Source organism: Pseudomonas sp. PDM22 (assembly GCF_014851965.1).
GTDB lineage: Bacteria > Pseudomonadota > Gammaproteobacteria > Pseudomonadales > Pseudomonadaceae > Pseudomonas.
The window spans coordinates 80,277-92,609 of sequence record NZ_JACVAR010000004.1; the positions used below are offsets into that span (position 1 = coordinate 80,277).

The window sequence follows — 12,333 nt, forward strand, 5'->3', positions numbered from 1 at the left end:
TGATGCCACGGGCATTTTCACGAACTGGCAAGCTTCATGCTTTGGGGCAGATATGGCGTGCACCGATGCAGTTCCGGTGCGGCAGGCGAGGCGGTGGATTGCTTCGATCAAGGCAGTCGGAGTGCTGAGGTAGGGCGGCCGGCGCATTACAAAAGCCAGACACTGCGCTTAGACTTGTCTCCGGGTTCGTTCTTCCTGGGGCGGGTCCACCAAAACACGGGAGAGAGTTACATGAAGCTAGTCACAGCCATCATCAAGCCGTTCAAGCTGGACGACGTTCGTGAGTCGCTGTCCGAGATCGGCGTGCAGGGCATCACTGTGACCGAAGTCAAAGGCTTCGGCCGGCAGAAGGGTCACACCGAGCTGTACCGTGGCGCGGAATACGTTGTCGATTTCCTGCCGAAGGTGAAGATCGACGTCGCCATCGCCGATGACCAGCTGGATCGTGTTATCGAAGCCATCACCAAGGCCGCCAACACCGGGAAGATCGGTGACGGCAAGATCTTTGTCGTAAATCTGGAACAGGCCATTCGTATCCGTACCGGCGAAACCGGCACCGACGCGATCTAAGCCAAGCCCACACCGAACCCCCACGCCCCAGGAGAAACAACAATGACTCTGCGCAAATACGCAGGGCTAGGCGCCCTATTGCCCCTCGCAATGCCCGGTCTGGCCTTGGCCGACGAGGCTGCGGCCCCCGTCCTGAACAGCGGCGACACCGCCTGGATGCTGATTTCCAGCGCCCTGGTGCTGCTGATGACCATCCCTGGCCTGGCGCTGTTCTACGGCGGCATGGTGCGCGCCAAGAACGTCCTGTCGATCATGATGCAGTGCTTCGCGATCACCGCGCTGATCAGCATCCTCTGGGTCGTCTACGGCTACAGCCTGGCCTTCGATACCGTCGGTATGGAAAAGGGCGTGGTCAACTTCGCTTCCTTCGTCGGCGGACTGGACAAGGCCTTCCTCAGCGGCCTGACCACCAGCGGACTGACTTCCGCCGCCGCGCTGTTCCCTGAGAGCGTCTTCGTGATGTTCCAGATGACCTTCGCGATCATCACGCCGGCCCTGATCGTCGGCGCCTTCGCCGAGCGCATGAAGTTCTCGGCCATGCTGATCTTCACCGCGCTGTGGTTCACCCTGGTCTACGCACCGATCGCCCACATGGTCTGGAGCGGTGACGGCGGCCTGATGTGGGACTGGGGCGTGCTGGACTTCGCCGGCGGCACCGTGGTGCACATCAACGCCGGTATCGCTGGCCTGGTGGCGTGCATCGTCCTCGGCAAGCGCAAGGGCTACCCGACCGCTGCCATGGCCCCGCACAACCTGGGCTACACCCTGATCGGCGCCGCCCTGCTGTGGATCGGCTGGTTCGGCTTCAACGCCGGTTCCGCCGCTGCCGCCAACGGCACCGCCGGCATGGCCATGCTGGTCACCCAGATCGCCACCGCCGCCGCCGCCCTGGGCTGGATGTTCGCCGAGTGGATCACCCACGGTAAGCCGAGCGCCCTGGGCATCGCTTCGGGCGTGGTTGCCGGCCTGGTCGCCATCACCCCGGCTGCCGGTACCTGTGGCCCGATGGGCGCCATCGTCATCGGTCTGTCCGCTGGCGTGATCTGCTTCTTCGCTGCCACCAGCCTCAAGCGCGCCGTCGGCTACGACGATTCCCTGGACGCCTTCGGCGTGCACGCTGTCGGCGGTATCGTCGGCGCCCTGCTCACCGGCGTGTTCGCAGCCCCGGCACTGGGCGGCTTCGGCACCGTGACCGACATCGGCGCGCAGCTGTTCACCCAGTTCAAGGGCGTGGCCTTCACCATCGTCTACACCGGTATCGTCAGCTTCGTGATCCTCAAGGTCCTGGACCTGGTCATGGGCCTGCGCGTCTCCGAGGAAGAGGAAACCGTGGGTCTGGACCTCTCCCTGCACAACGAGCGCGGTTACAACCTGTAAGGGTTCGCGCAAGTTCGACGAAGGGCGCCCTCGGGCGCCCTTTGTTTTTTCGATCAGCACGCTAGAATGCGCGCGCATCACCGTTAGCGACGCAAGGATTGCCCGCCATGTGGCAGCAGAAGACCATCACCCTGCGCCCTCGACCGCGAGGTTTCCATCTGGTCACCGACGAGATCCTGGCCGCGCTGCCGGAGTTGTCGAAGTGCCGGGTCGGCCTGCTGCACCTGCTGTTGCAGCACACCTCCGCTTCGCTGACGGTCAATGAGAATGCCGACCCCTCGGTGCGCCGCGATTTCGAGCGATTCTTCAATCGCCTGGTGCCCCAGGGCGAGAGCGGCTATGAACATGACTACGAAGGTCCGGACGACCTTCCGGCGCATTTCAAGTCGAGCCTGCTGGGCTGTCAGCTGACGCTGCCGATACAGGAGGGAGGCTTGGCAATGGGCACCTGGCAAGGTATCTATCTGGGCGAGCACCGCGACCACGGCGGGCCGCGAAAGATCGTGGCGACCTGGCAGGGCGAGCTTGTATGAATTTTTTCCGGCGGCGTTCGTCAAAGCGCGCAGCTGGGCTATAACTAACGTGCTTTGCAGCACCACAGAGGTTGAACAATGAGCGACGAAGAACTGGAACAGGACGAGCTGGACGGCGCTGACGAGGACGATGGCGAGGAACTCGCCGCAGCGGACGACAGCGACGCCGAAGCAGACAGCGGCGATGGGGATGAAGCCCCTTCTCCCAAGGGCGGTGGCAAGAAAGCCAAGGCCGCTGCGGAAGAAGAGGAACTGCCCTCGGTCGAAGCCAAGCAGAAGGATCGTGATGCACTGGCTCGCGCGATGGAGGAATTCCTCACTCGCGGTGGCAAGGTGCAGGAGATCGAGCCGAACGTCGTGGCCGACCCGCCCAAGAAGCCGGATAGCAAATACGGCAGCCGCCCTATCTGATATCTGACTCGACATGAAAAGCCCCGCCGTTCCGTGAGGAGCGGCGGGGCTTTTTCATGTCCGCGTATGTCTGGCGGCCGCTCCTACAAATCGTAGGGCGCATAACGCGCCAGCGTTATCCGCCTACGGCCTGGTCCGCACCTACAGATTTGCTAGAACGCCGGGCAGCTCGGAGAGGTTGTGGATGATCGCGCTGGGCGCCTCTTCGCCGTCCCATGCCTTGCGCGCCGGGTTGAACCAGATCGCCTTCATGCCCGCGCGACGCGCGCCGGCGATGTCATCGCTGGGGTGGTCGCCGATGTGCACGGCGTGTTCCGCCGCCACGCCGCCGCGCTTGAGTGCTTCCTGGAACGGGTGTGGATCAGGTTTGCCGACGCCGAGTTCTTCCGCGCACAGGGCGAACTGGAAGTAATCGGCCAGGCCCAGGCGGCGCACGTCGGCGTTGCCATTGGTGAGCACGCCGAGGATGAAGCGGTTGGCCAGTTGCTCCAGGGTCGGGTGCACCTCGGGGAACAGCGCCACCTGGTGTCGCGCGTGGAGGAAGGTCTGGAACCCGGCTTCGGCCAGGTCGCTGGCCTCGGCTTGTGGATAACCCGCGTCGAGCAGGGCGTGGAACAGGATGCGCCGGCGCAGTTCGCTCAGGCGGTGCCGGAGCATCGGGTCCTGCTCCATCAGCCGCGAGCGAATCGCCCACAGGTGTTCGATGGGCACCGGGCCCAACTGCGTGGCATTCACTGCCAGCCAGTCGCGCAGGGTGGCTTCCGCGCTGTTCATCACCGGGGCGACGTCCCACAGCGTGTCATCGAGGTCGAAGGTGACCAGACGGATACTCATTCTTCTGCTCCGGGTTTACGGCGTGCCCGTGGGTGCGCCTGGTCATAGACCGTGGCGAGGTGCTGGAAGTCCAGGTGGGTGTAGATCTGCGTGGTGGCGATGTCGGCGTGGCCGAGCAGCTCCTGCACTGCGCGCAGGTCCTGGGAGGACTCCAGCATATGACTGGCGAAGGAGTGCCTCAGCATGTGCGGATGCAGGTGCTGGCCCAGCTCGCGCACACCGGCTTCGCGCACGCGCAGCTGGATCGCGCGGGGCGTCAGGCGCTTGCCGCTGCGGCCGATGAACACGGCGTTGTCCTGTGGCGAGGCGAGGGCGCGCAGCGGCAGCCAGTTTTCGATGGCCTGCCGCGCGGCGCGGCCGACCGGCAGTTCGCGCACCTTGTTGCCCTTGCCGTGCACGCGCACCAGGCCGTCCTTGAGGTCCAGCCACTCCAAGTCGAGGCCGACCAGTTCGGAGAGGCGCAGGCCCGAGGAATAGAACAGCTCCAGCAGCGCCTGGTCGCGGCGGGCGATGAAATCGTCCTCGACACCACCGTCGAGCAGTTGCGCGGTGCGGTCGGTGTCCAGGGTGCGCGGCAGCTTGCGTGCGCCCTTGGGCGCGGCGAGGCCATCGGCGGGGTTGTGCCGGCAGCGGCCTTCGCGGATCAGGTACTGGTACAGTCCGCGCGTGGCCGACAGCAGGCGCGCCAGGCTGCGGCTGGCGAGGCCCTGCTGGTGCAGGCGGGCGACGAACATGCGCAGGTCGCGCACCTGCAGCTCGGGCCACTCGTTCAGCGAGGACTTTTCGCAGAGCGCGGCGAGGCGCAGCAGGTCGCGGCGATAGCCGTCGAGGGTATGGACGGACACCTGGCGTTCGCTGCGCAGGTGTTCCAGATAAGCGTCGATGCCAGCTTCAAGTGTCAACGAAAGGCTCCAGGCTGCAGGTCGCAGGCTTCAGGCAAAAGCACTCGGCCCGCTGCATTCGGCCTGTCGCCTAAAGCCTGCAGCTTGCCGCCGCTTTCAGCGCACCGAGCGCAGTGGCGTGGAGAAGCGCGGCAGGGTCCGCGCGAGGACTTCGGCGACGTAGCCCAGGAACAGGGTGCCCAGCGAGCTCTTGTAGTGCTGCGGGTCGGGGCTGCCGATCGCCAGCACACCGTGCAGGCCCTGGAAGGTCAGCGGTACCACGGCGGCGGAGCCGACCTGCTCGCGTTCGCTTTCGCAGAACAGGAAGGCCAGCTCGTGGGGGCGCAGCACGCCGCAGACGGTCTTGCCGCCCGACAGCAGGCCGCCGATCGCCTGGTGCGCCTCGGCGCTGCTCACCGAACGGCCCACCGGCAGGTTGTTGTCGCTGAACAGGATCAGGCTGACGTAAGGCACGAGGAATTCGTGGCGCAGACTGTCTTCCGTCGTGCTGACGATTTCCTCGAGGCTGGTGGCGTCGAGCAGGTCGAGCACCAGGCGGCGGGTCTTGTCGAACAGCCGGTCGTTGTCGCGGGCCACGTCCATCAGCTGCGACAGCCGATGGCGCATCTCGATGTTGCGCTCGCGCAGCAGGCGTACCTGGCGCTCCACCAGCGACACGGCGTCGCCCGGCTGGTGCGGAATGCGCATCTCCGGGATCAGCTCGTCATGATCGACGAAGAATTCAGGGTGCCGGCGAAGATAGTCGGCGACCTGTTCGGCTTCGAGCGTAACGGTGGGGTCCTGCGGAGTATCGGTCATAAGCGTCCCGGTTATAGACGTACCTGGCCTTCGAACACCCGCACGGCGGGCCCGGTCATCATAACGGGCTGACCCGGTCCTGCCCACTCGATGGACAACCGTCCGCCGGGAAGGTCGATCTGTACCGGCGATTGCAGCCAGCCCTGGCGGATGCCGGCGACCGCGGCGGCGCAGGCGCCGGTGCCGCAGGCCAGCGTCTCGCCGGCGCCGCGTTCCCAGACGCGCAGGCGCGCCTGGTGCGGATTGACGATCTGCAGGAAGCCGATGTTGGCCTTCTGCGGGAAGCTTTCGTGGATTTCCAGCTTCGGCCCCAGGGTGCGCACCGGAGCGCTGTCCACGTCATCCACGCGCAGCACGCCGTGCGGGTTGCCCATGGAGATGGCCGCCAGCTGGTACTGCTGGCCGTCCACTTCAAGGGGGTAGCTCAGCGCTTCGGCACCGGCCTGGAACGGCACCTGCTCGGGTTGCAGGCGCGGCGGGCCCATGTCGACGGTGACCTGGCCATCGTTGGCGATGGTCAGCTCGATCATGCCGCCCTTGGTTTCCACGCGGATGGTCTTCTTCGCGGTCAGGCGCTTGTCGACCACGAAGCGGGCGAAGCAGCGCGCGCCGTTGCCGCACTGTTCGACCTCGGTGCCGTCGCAGTTGAAGATGCGGTAGCGGAAGTCGGCGTCCGGCGTGCTTGGCGGCTCGACGATCAGCAACTGATCGAAGCCGACCCCGAAGTTGCGGTCGCCCCACTGTTTGACGTGGCGTGGTTGCACATGGGCGTGCTGGCTGACCAGGTCCAGGACCATGAAGTCATTGCCCAGCCCATGCATCTTGGTAAAACGCAGAAGCATCGTCGTCTCGGCCTCAGTCCGGCAGCAGGCTTTCGCCGGCGAACAGCTCTGGTCGTGTTCCGTGGCGACGCACCCAGTGCGCGGCCGAGCTATCCACCAGCACCTCGGCGGCGCGGCCCCGGGTGTTGTAGTTGGAATTCATGACGAAACCATAGGCGCCGGCCGAACGCACGGCCAGCAGGCCGCCTTCTTCGCGGACGGGGTTGCGGAGTCGGGCGAGGAGCTCGCCGTTACCGCTTTGCGGCATGCCGAAGCGCCCGGCGATTGCCGGCGACGGCAGGTCTGCCGCGAACAGTTGCCCGTCGCGGACGTCGAAGGCGTCCATGGGAACGCCCTCAGAGACCGTAGCGGTCCTTGCTGTGCTCGCTCTTGGCCTTCTGGTCGTCCGGCAGGTACAGCGGGCCTTTCTGGCCACAGCCGGCCAGCGCGGCGGTGAAGACGGCGAGCGCGACGAAGGGAAGCAGCAGTCGCTTCATGGCGGAATCCTTGTAATAAAGCGTCAATGGGTCCGGAGTATACCGACCCCCCGCCGGCTTGCCTATTCAAGCGGACTCCCGCCCGGCGGGGCTTGCGGCTCGCACCGAAAGGGCCGGTGGCCCTATGATGGCGGGCAAAAAATGGAATGCCTGATGGACTATCGCGATCCCCTGCCCAGTTCGGTGTCGGTGGCCTACCTGCAGGGCCTCGTGGAGCATCTGCAGCGCCAGGGCGTGGACCCGGCGCAATTGCTGGCGACGGTGCACCTGGAGCCCTCGATCCTCGCCCAGCGCGACCAGCGCATCGCCGCCAGCGCCTACCTGGAGCTGGTGGGCGCCGGCGTGCGCCTGAGCGGCGACGACAACCTCGGCCTGCACCTGGGCGAGGCGGTGCGCCCCGGCTACTACGGCGTGCTCGGCTACCTGATCATGAGTTGCGCGACGCTCTCCGACGCCCTGCACCGCCAGGCGCGCTATGCCTCGCTGGTGGGCAACCTGGGCCGCGTCGAGCTGGCCGACGAGCCGCCGCGCGCCGGTTGTGAGGCGCTGGTGAAGCACAGCTGGGAGCCGCTGCTGCCGCAACAGCAACGACAGATGAGCGAAGAGACGCTGGCCGGCTGGGTCAGTTTCGGCCACTGGGTCAGCGGCGTGGACGAGGTGCCGTTCGAGGTGCGTTTCAGCCACAGCGCCCCGGCGGATGTCAGCGAGCACGAGCGCATCTTCCGCTGCCCGGTGCTGTTCGATCAGCCGGACAACGCCCTGGTCTTCCCCAGGCGCCTGCTTTCGCTACCGCTCGGCCAGGCCGACGCCCAGGTGCAGCGCACCCTGGATGCCTACGCCGAACGCCTGCTGGTGGAAATCAACAAGGGCGACACCGTGCTCGACCGCGCGCGCCTGGAGCTGGCGCGCCAGCTGCCGGAGCAGGGCGCCGACCTGGAACGCCTGTCGCAGACCCTGGCGCTGAGCCCGCGCACCCTGCAGCGGCGGCTGCGCGACACCGGCCTGTCGTTCAGCCAGCTGGTGGACGAAACCCGCCAGCAACTGGTGCTGCACTACCTGCGCGACCCGGCGCTGGACACCGCCGACATCGCCTACCTCCTGGGCTTCAGCGAAGCCGGCTCGCTCGCCCGCGCATTCCGGCGCTGGACGGGGCAGAGTCTGGGCGAATACCGGCGTAAACTGGTGCCTTTGACTGATCCCGAGGACGATGCATGAGCACTTTGAGCGAAGCCCGCTTCCATGACCTGGTGGACGCTGTACAGGTAACGGTGGAGGACGCCTTCGACGACAGCGACCTGGACCTGGACCTGGAGAACTCCAGTGGCGTGCTGACCGTGCGCTTCGAGAACGGCACCCAGCTGATCCTCAGCCGCCAGCCGGCGCTGCGCCAGCTGTGGGTGGCGGCGCGCTCCGGCGGCTTCCATTTCGACTACGACGAATCCGGCTCGCTGTGGATCTGCGATAGCACCCGCGAACCGCTGGGCGCGCTGCTCAATCGCGCGACCCTGGAGCAGGCAGGTGAGGATGTCGACTTCCCCGGCATCTGAGCCGCGGGCCAGCGTCGCCTCGCCCTGCTGCCGGCGCTGTTGCCTGGACGACGCGGACATCTGCGTCGGCTGCGGGCGCACCCTGGGCGAGATCCTGGAGTGGAACGAGGCCGACGGCGAGCGGCGCCTGGCGATTCTGGCGGACTGCGAAAAGCGCCGAAACAACCATCGGCCGAAGTGGTGACTGGTCGGTGTTGCTTATTTTCTGTGCTGTGTTAGTGTCCGGGAAAACCCCGCCTTGGGCGGGGTTTTTCTTTTTTCGGATTTCATTACGTTCGATCCCCGAACGTCTTTACTGCCAGAACACCCAGGGCCCCGAACGCGCGAGCGTCCGGGGCTCTCCTGTAAGGAGACTGCCAACCATCATGACCACGACTCCCATCACCGTGACTCGACTCGACCTGCAACGTCTGGAGCGCATGCTCGACAGCCTGGATGAGTACGGCCCCGCGGCCGAGGCGCTGGAGGCCGAACTGGCCCGCGCCACGGTGGTCGGCCACGACGAGATACCGCCGGGCGTGGTCACGATGAACTCCACCGTGCGCTGCCGCGAAGAGGGCAGTGGCAAGGAATACCACCTGACCCTGGTCTACCCGGCTGGCGTCGGCGGTGAAGGCAAGGTCTCGATTCTTGCTCCGGTCGGCACTGCGCTTCTCGGCCTGACCACCGGCCAGAGCATCGACTGGCCGGTACCCAGCGGCAAGACGCTGAAGCTGACCCTGCTGGAAGTGGAATACCAGCCGGAAGCGGCCGGCGACTTCGATCGCTGAGTTCCCCTTCGGGAACCTCCCTCCCCGGGCGTCCGGCTGGTCTTCAGGCCTCGGCCAGCGCCCGGTTCAGCGCCTGCTCCAGGCTCTGCTTGTAACGCAGGAAGTGCACCGTCTGCAGTTCCCCGCCCTCACGCATGGCCGACAGGTCCAGGTCGGTGATGTAGCAGGGGTAGCGCTCCTGCCCGCGTCGGCGGTCGAGGATGTGCCGGGCGGCGGCCTGGAACAGCTCGTTGCCGAACTCCAGTTCCGAGAATTCGCGGTGGTTGCAGAACAGCGTGGTGCGCGCGCGCTGGCCTTCGCCCGGTTCGACGATCGCCTGCACGTTGTAGAACGGCAGGGCTTCCAGCGGTTGTGGCGCGTTGCGTCGCTCGATGCGTTGGGCGCGCTGGTGGCCGTTGGTCACCACTTCGTAGAAGAGGATGTCGGCGCCCACCGGGCCCTGCGCTTCCAGTAGCGAAATCACTGCGTTGCGGCGGTACTGCACCGATTGCAGGAAGCGCTGCAGCGGTAGCAGCAGGCCTTCCTCGGTGTCGTATTCCTGGCGGCGCCGCCAGAGGGCGTTGCGCTCGTCGAGGATGGTGATTTCCGCGCTGCCTTCATCCAGGCGGTAGAACACCTGAACGGTATTGGCCCGGCCCAGTGGCAGGATCATGGCGAGGTCGTCGCCCTCCAGCGCGTGCCGGTCCAGTTGCAGGAAGCCGCTGTCGTCCTGGGTGTCGCCCAGGTGCTCGACCAGCGCTGGCAACCCGTCGATCACCCGATGGCTGACGCTGCCCGGCACCAGGTGCAGCAGGTGGAAGTGCTGGCGCACCTGCAACAGGTAGCGCCCGCCCTTGCCGCTGGCGAGTTGGGCATGGGCGTCGCGGAACAGGTCTTCCACACGCTGGGCGATGGCCGTGGCGCGGTTGCGGCAGAAGCAGCGCACCAGCAGGCGCGGCGGCGGGGCGTCGGAGGGCACGCTGTTGAGGAATTCGCGCAGGCAGTCGAGCAGCGCGTGCGGGCCTGCGTAGCGGCTGACCAGCAGTTCGTTCCAGCTGTTCAGGGTGATCTGGTCGAGGGTCAGCACCAGGTTGTCGCGCACGCCGGAATAGCCGAGCGAGTCGGTGCGCTCGGTGGTCATGTGCACGTTCATCTGGCTGTGCTGGCGCAGCGGGTCGACACCGACGTTCACCAGCAGCAACACCTGCGAAGGCACCGCGCTGCGCAGCAGGGCGCTTTCCGGCACCTCGTCGAGCGGCAGCGGAACGGCCTGCTGCAGGCAGCCCAGCAGGTTCTGCAGCTCGAACTCGGTCAGGTCGCTGCTGCCCGGTTGCAGGGACAGCCGCGTGGTGGCATCGATCACCCCGTTGCGGTGGCTCCAGGTGAGCAGTTCCATGAGGTCGCGGGCGCGGCGCAGCGGGGCGAAGTCGGCCATTTCCTGCAGCGACAGGTTGCCGCCGAACAGCGCCCAGTACGGTGGCTTGCCCGCCTCGCCGCCGGGCAGCTGGGCGAGGGTGAGGATGTCTTCGGCCATGTCCGGGGCGATGCCCGGGTTGATGAATTCGACCTTGCCGGCCTTGCGCTCGAAGGCGGCATACAGACGCCGGCCGAGGATGCCCATGTCCCGCGGGTTGATGCCGCTGGCTGCGTGTTGCAGGCGGGCGAACTGCGAGAGGAAGCGGTAGCTGTGGGTCAGTTCGTTGACCAGCGCGCGGCGCTCCAGCAGTACCTGGCGGACCTTCCACTGGCTGCGGCTGTCGAGCTGGGCGAAGGCGCGGCTGTCCCACTTCCAGGGCGCCGAGACGCGCTCCATCACCTTGCGCTGCCAGCTCTTGTGACCCTGGCGCGGCGGGCGGCTGAGCTTCTTGCCGACCTTCAGGTAGAGGCAGCGGCGGATCAGCTCCAGGCGCTCGGTTTCGCCGCGCTCCTTGAGGTATTCCTCCAGGCGGCGGTAGAGCATGACGTAGGGGTCCAGCTCCTCCACATCCAGGCGCCCGGCGTAGATCGCCTGTTTGTAGCGCAGGCTCAGGCAGGACACCTGCGGGTGTTCGCTGGCGTAGACCTCGGTGAGCAGCAGCTTGAGCACCGACTTGTAGGGCGACTCGATGCCCTTGAACAGCTGCCACATGCCGGCGCCGATGAATTCGCCCGGCGGGATGCGCGCCAGGTGGCCGAGGTCGAGGACGTCATCGGCGCGGATGAAGCGCTTGTTCAGCAGCGTCTGGCAGTACTCGGCGTAGCGGTTCTCTTCGTAGACCGGCACCAGCCACCACAGCGGGGTGCGGCCGCCGAGCCAGATGGCGGTGCGGTAGAACTCGTCCAGCAGCAGGTAGTGCTGGCTGGTGCCGCAGTCGTCGGAGGTCAGCCGGGCCTCGCGGGCGCCCTGGGTGTAGTGCTGCGGGTCGACGAGGAAGCAGTGCACCTCGGCGCCCTGGGTGGCGGCCCATTGTTCGAGCAGCTCGCACTTGCGGCGCAGCTCCGCCAGCTCCCGCTCGGTGAGGTCGGAGGCGTGGCAGACCCAGAGGTCCAGGTCGCTCTGCTCGGCCTGGGCGACGGTGCCCAGGCTGCCCATCAGGAACAGCCCGTGGATCGGCAGCGGCGGGTTGCCGCGTCGGGTCTTGTAGCTGAAGGAACGGGTCAGGCGCTGGGCTTCGGCGAGGATGTCGTCGTCCGGGACGAAGTTCGACAGCCCGGCGGGCGTGCTGGCCGACACGTAGCCGGGCAGCAGCGGATGGTTCACGTCCAGCAGCAGTGGCAACAGCTTCAGGACAAGCTGCTGGCGCGTGGAAAGCGCTTCGCTGGCCCGATGCAGCCGCGCGGCGTTGACCTTGAGGAAGCGTTGACGCAGCTGCGTCAGCACCTTTCGGTCGATGCCGTCGTCGATGTCCGGGCGGATCTCGGGGGTGAGCGTCATGGCGTACTGCTGTCTGGCCAGCGGCGCCGCATCAGGGAATGCGGCGCTCGGAAGTGTGCCAGTTTATCGCCCGCTCACGGGGGAACTTGAGGTCAGCTGCGCAGGATGCCGAGCAGGACCTGGGCGTGCTCGGCGGCGTCAAGCCCCAGACCGGTGAGATAGCCGCCGTCCTGCTTGTCGATCAGGCCCTTGGCGTGAAGCCGGCCGGCAGCCGCCACGGCTTCGGCGGAAGCATCGTGGTGGACTTTCAATCCCGCCTGGCTGTTCTCCAGGTCAAAGAGCGCCAGCAGGTCCAGTTCCTCAACCATTTCTTTCGTGAAAGCCATTCGCCTAACTCCCGATGGTCAATGAGGCTTCAGTGTAGTCTCAAGTCAGACCGG

General features: G+C 66.4%; 15 protein-coding genes and 1 pseudogene. 8 read left to right on the forward strand and 8 right to left on the reverse strand.

All coding sequences use genetic code 11. From position 1 onward, the window contains the following. The first annotated feature begins 231 nt into the window (after positions 1–231). The 4 genes from glnK to sutA all read left to right on the forward strand — a co-directional run bounded on the left by glnK (position 232) and on the right by sutA (position 2,891). Positions 232–570, forward strand: a complete 339-nt coding sequence (gene glnK, locus IB255_RS15375; protein WP_003457590.1) for a P-II family nitrogen regulator — start codon at positions 232–234, stop codon at positions 568–570. 42 nt (positions 571–612) lie between these two features. Beyond that, positions 613–1,947, forward strand: a complete 1,335-nt coding sequence (locus IB255_RS15380) for an ammonium transporter (RefSeq protein ID WP_081515186.1) — start codon at positions 613–615, stop codon at positions 1,945–1,947. A 107-nt stretch (positions 1,948–2,054) separates the two neighbouring features. After that, positions 2,055–2,480, forward strand: a complete 426-nt coding sequence (locus IB255_RS15385; RefSeq protein ID WP_081515187.1) for a secondary thiamine-phosphate synthase enzyme YjbQ — start codon at positions 2,055–2,057, stop codon at positions 2,478–2,480. Positions 2,481–2,558: 78 nt separating this feature from the next. Beyond that, positions 2,559–2,891, forward strand: coding sequence for a transcriptional regulator SutA (gene sutA, locus IB255_RS15390; RefSeq protein ID WP_045215410.1), 333 nt, complete (start codon positions 2,559–2,561; stop codon positions 2,889–2,891). 141 nt (positions 2,892–3,032) lie between these two features. On the opposite strand, the gene IB255_RS15395 is transcribed toward sutA, so the two are convergent. The 6 genes and pseudogenes from IB255_RS15395 to lptM all read right to left on the reverse strand — a co-directional run bounded on the left by IB255_RS15395 (position 3,033) and on the right by lptM (position 6,743). Beyond that, positions 3,033–3,725 carry an HAD family hydrolase gene (locus IB255_RS15395; protein WP_081515188.1) on the reverse strand — a complete coding sequence of 231 codons (693 nt, stop codon included), beginning with the start codon at positions 3,723–3,725 and terminating at the stop codon, positions 3,033–3,035. Then, the gene (gene xerC, locus IB255_RS15400; protein ID WP_081515189.1) at positions 3,722–4,627 is read right to left on the reverse strand and encodes a tyrosine recombinase XerC; all 906 of its coding nucleotides are present in this window, start codon (positions 4,625–4,627) and stop codon (positions 3,722–3,724) included. Before xerC ends, IB255_RS15395 begins: the two co-directional genes overlap by 4 nt. A 96-nt stretch (positions 4,628–4,723) precedes the next feature. Then, positions 4,724–5,425 carry a DUF484 family protein gene (locus IB255_RS15405; protein ID WP_081515190.1) on the reverse strand — a complete coding sequence of 234 codons (702 nt, stop codon included), beginning with the start codon at positions 5,423–5,425 and terminating at the stop codon, positions 4,724–4,726. Between the two features lie 11 nt (positions 5,426–5,436). Next, a complete protein-coding gene (gene dapF / locus IB255_RS15410; protein ID WP_081515191.1) occupies positions 5,437–6,267 on the reverse strand; it encodes a diaminopimelate epimerase in 831 nt (276 codons plus the stop codon). A 13-nt stretch (positions 6,268–6,280) separates the two neighbouring features. After that, positions 6,281–6,457 (reverse strand): annotated as a pseudogene (locus tag IB255_RS15415) (diaminopimelate decarboxylase); the annotation flags it as partial. Positions 6,458–6,602: 145 nt separating this feature from the next. Further along, positions 6,603–6,743: an LPS translocon maturation chaperone LptM gene (gene lptM / locus IB255_RS15420; RefSeq protein WP_081515193.1), complete on the reverse strand. Its 141-nt coding sequence runs from the start codon at positions 6,741–6,743 to the stop codon at positions 6,603–6,605. A 153-nt stretch (positions 6,744–6,896) separates the two neighbouring features. Between lptM and IB255_RS15425 the strand changes: the two genes are divergently transcribed. From IB255_RS15425 to rnk, 4 genes are all read left to right on the forward strand, one after another. Next, positions 6,897–7,958, forward strand: coding sequence for an AraC family transcriptional regulator (locus IB255_RS15425; RefSeq protein WP_081515194.1), 1,062 nt, complete (start codon positions 6,897–6,899; stop codon positions 7,956–7,958). After that, complete coding sequence (gene cyaY / locus IB255_RS15430) at positions 7,955–8,290, forward strand: iron donor protein CyaY (RefSeq protein WP_024762102.1); 336 nt, start codon at positions 7,955–7,957, stop codon at positions 8,288–8,290. The genes IB255_RS15425 and cyaY overlap by 4 nt, the downstream gene beginning before the upstream one ends. Beyond that, positions 8,268–8,474, forward strand: coding sequence for a DUF1289 domain-containing protein (locus IB255_RS15435; protein WP_081515195.1), 207 nt, complete (start codon positions 8,268–8,270; stop codon positions 8,472–8,474). Before cyaY ends, IB255_RS15435 begins: the two co-directional genes overlap by 23 nt. A 181-nt stretch (positions 8,475–8,655) precedes the next feature. After that, the gene (rnk, locus tag IB255_RS15440) at positions 8,656–9,060 is read left to right on the forward strand and encodes a nucleoside diphosphate kinase regulator (RefSeq protein WP_081515196.1); all 405 of its coding nucleotides are present in this window, start codon (positions 8,656–8,658) and stop codon (positions 9,058–9,060) included. A gap of 43 nt (positions 9,061–9,103) precedes the next feature. On the opposite strand, the gene IB255_RS15445 is transcribed toward rnk, so the two are convergent. Both IB255_RS15445 and IB255_RS15450 read right to left on the reverse strand, forming a co-directional pair. Next, a complete protein-coding gene (locus tag IB255_RS15445) occupies positions 9,104–11,953 on the reverse strand; it encodes a class I adenylate cyclase (protein WP_081515197.1) in 2,850 nt (949 codons plus the stop codon). A 92-nt stretch (positions 11,954–12,045) separates the two neighbouring features. Continuing rightward, positions 12,046–12,279: a TIGR02647 family protein gene (locus tag IB255_RS15450; RefSeq protein ID WP_081515198.1), complete on the reverse strand. Its 234-nt coding sequence runs from the start codon at positions 12,277–12,279 to the stop codon at positions 12,046–12,048. Positions 12,280–12,333 lie beyond the last annotated feature (54 nt).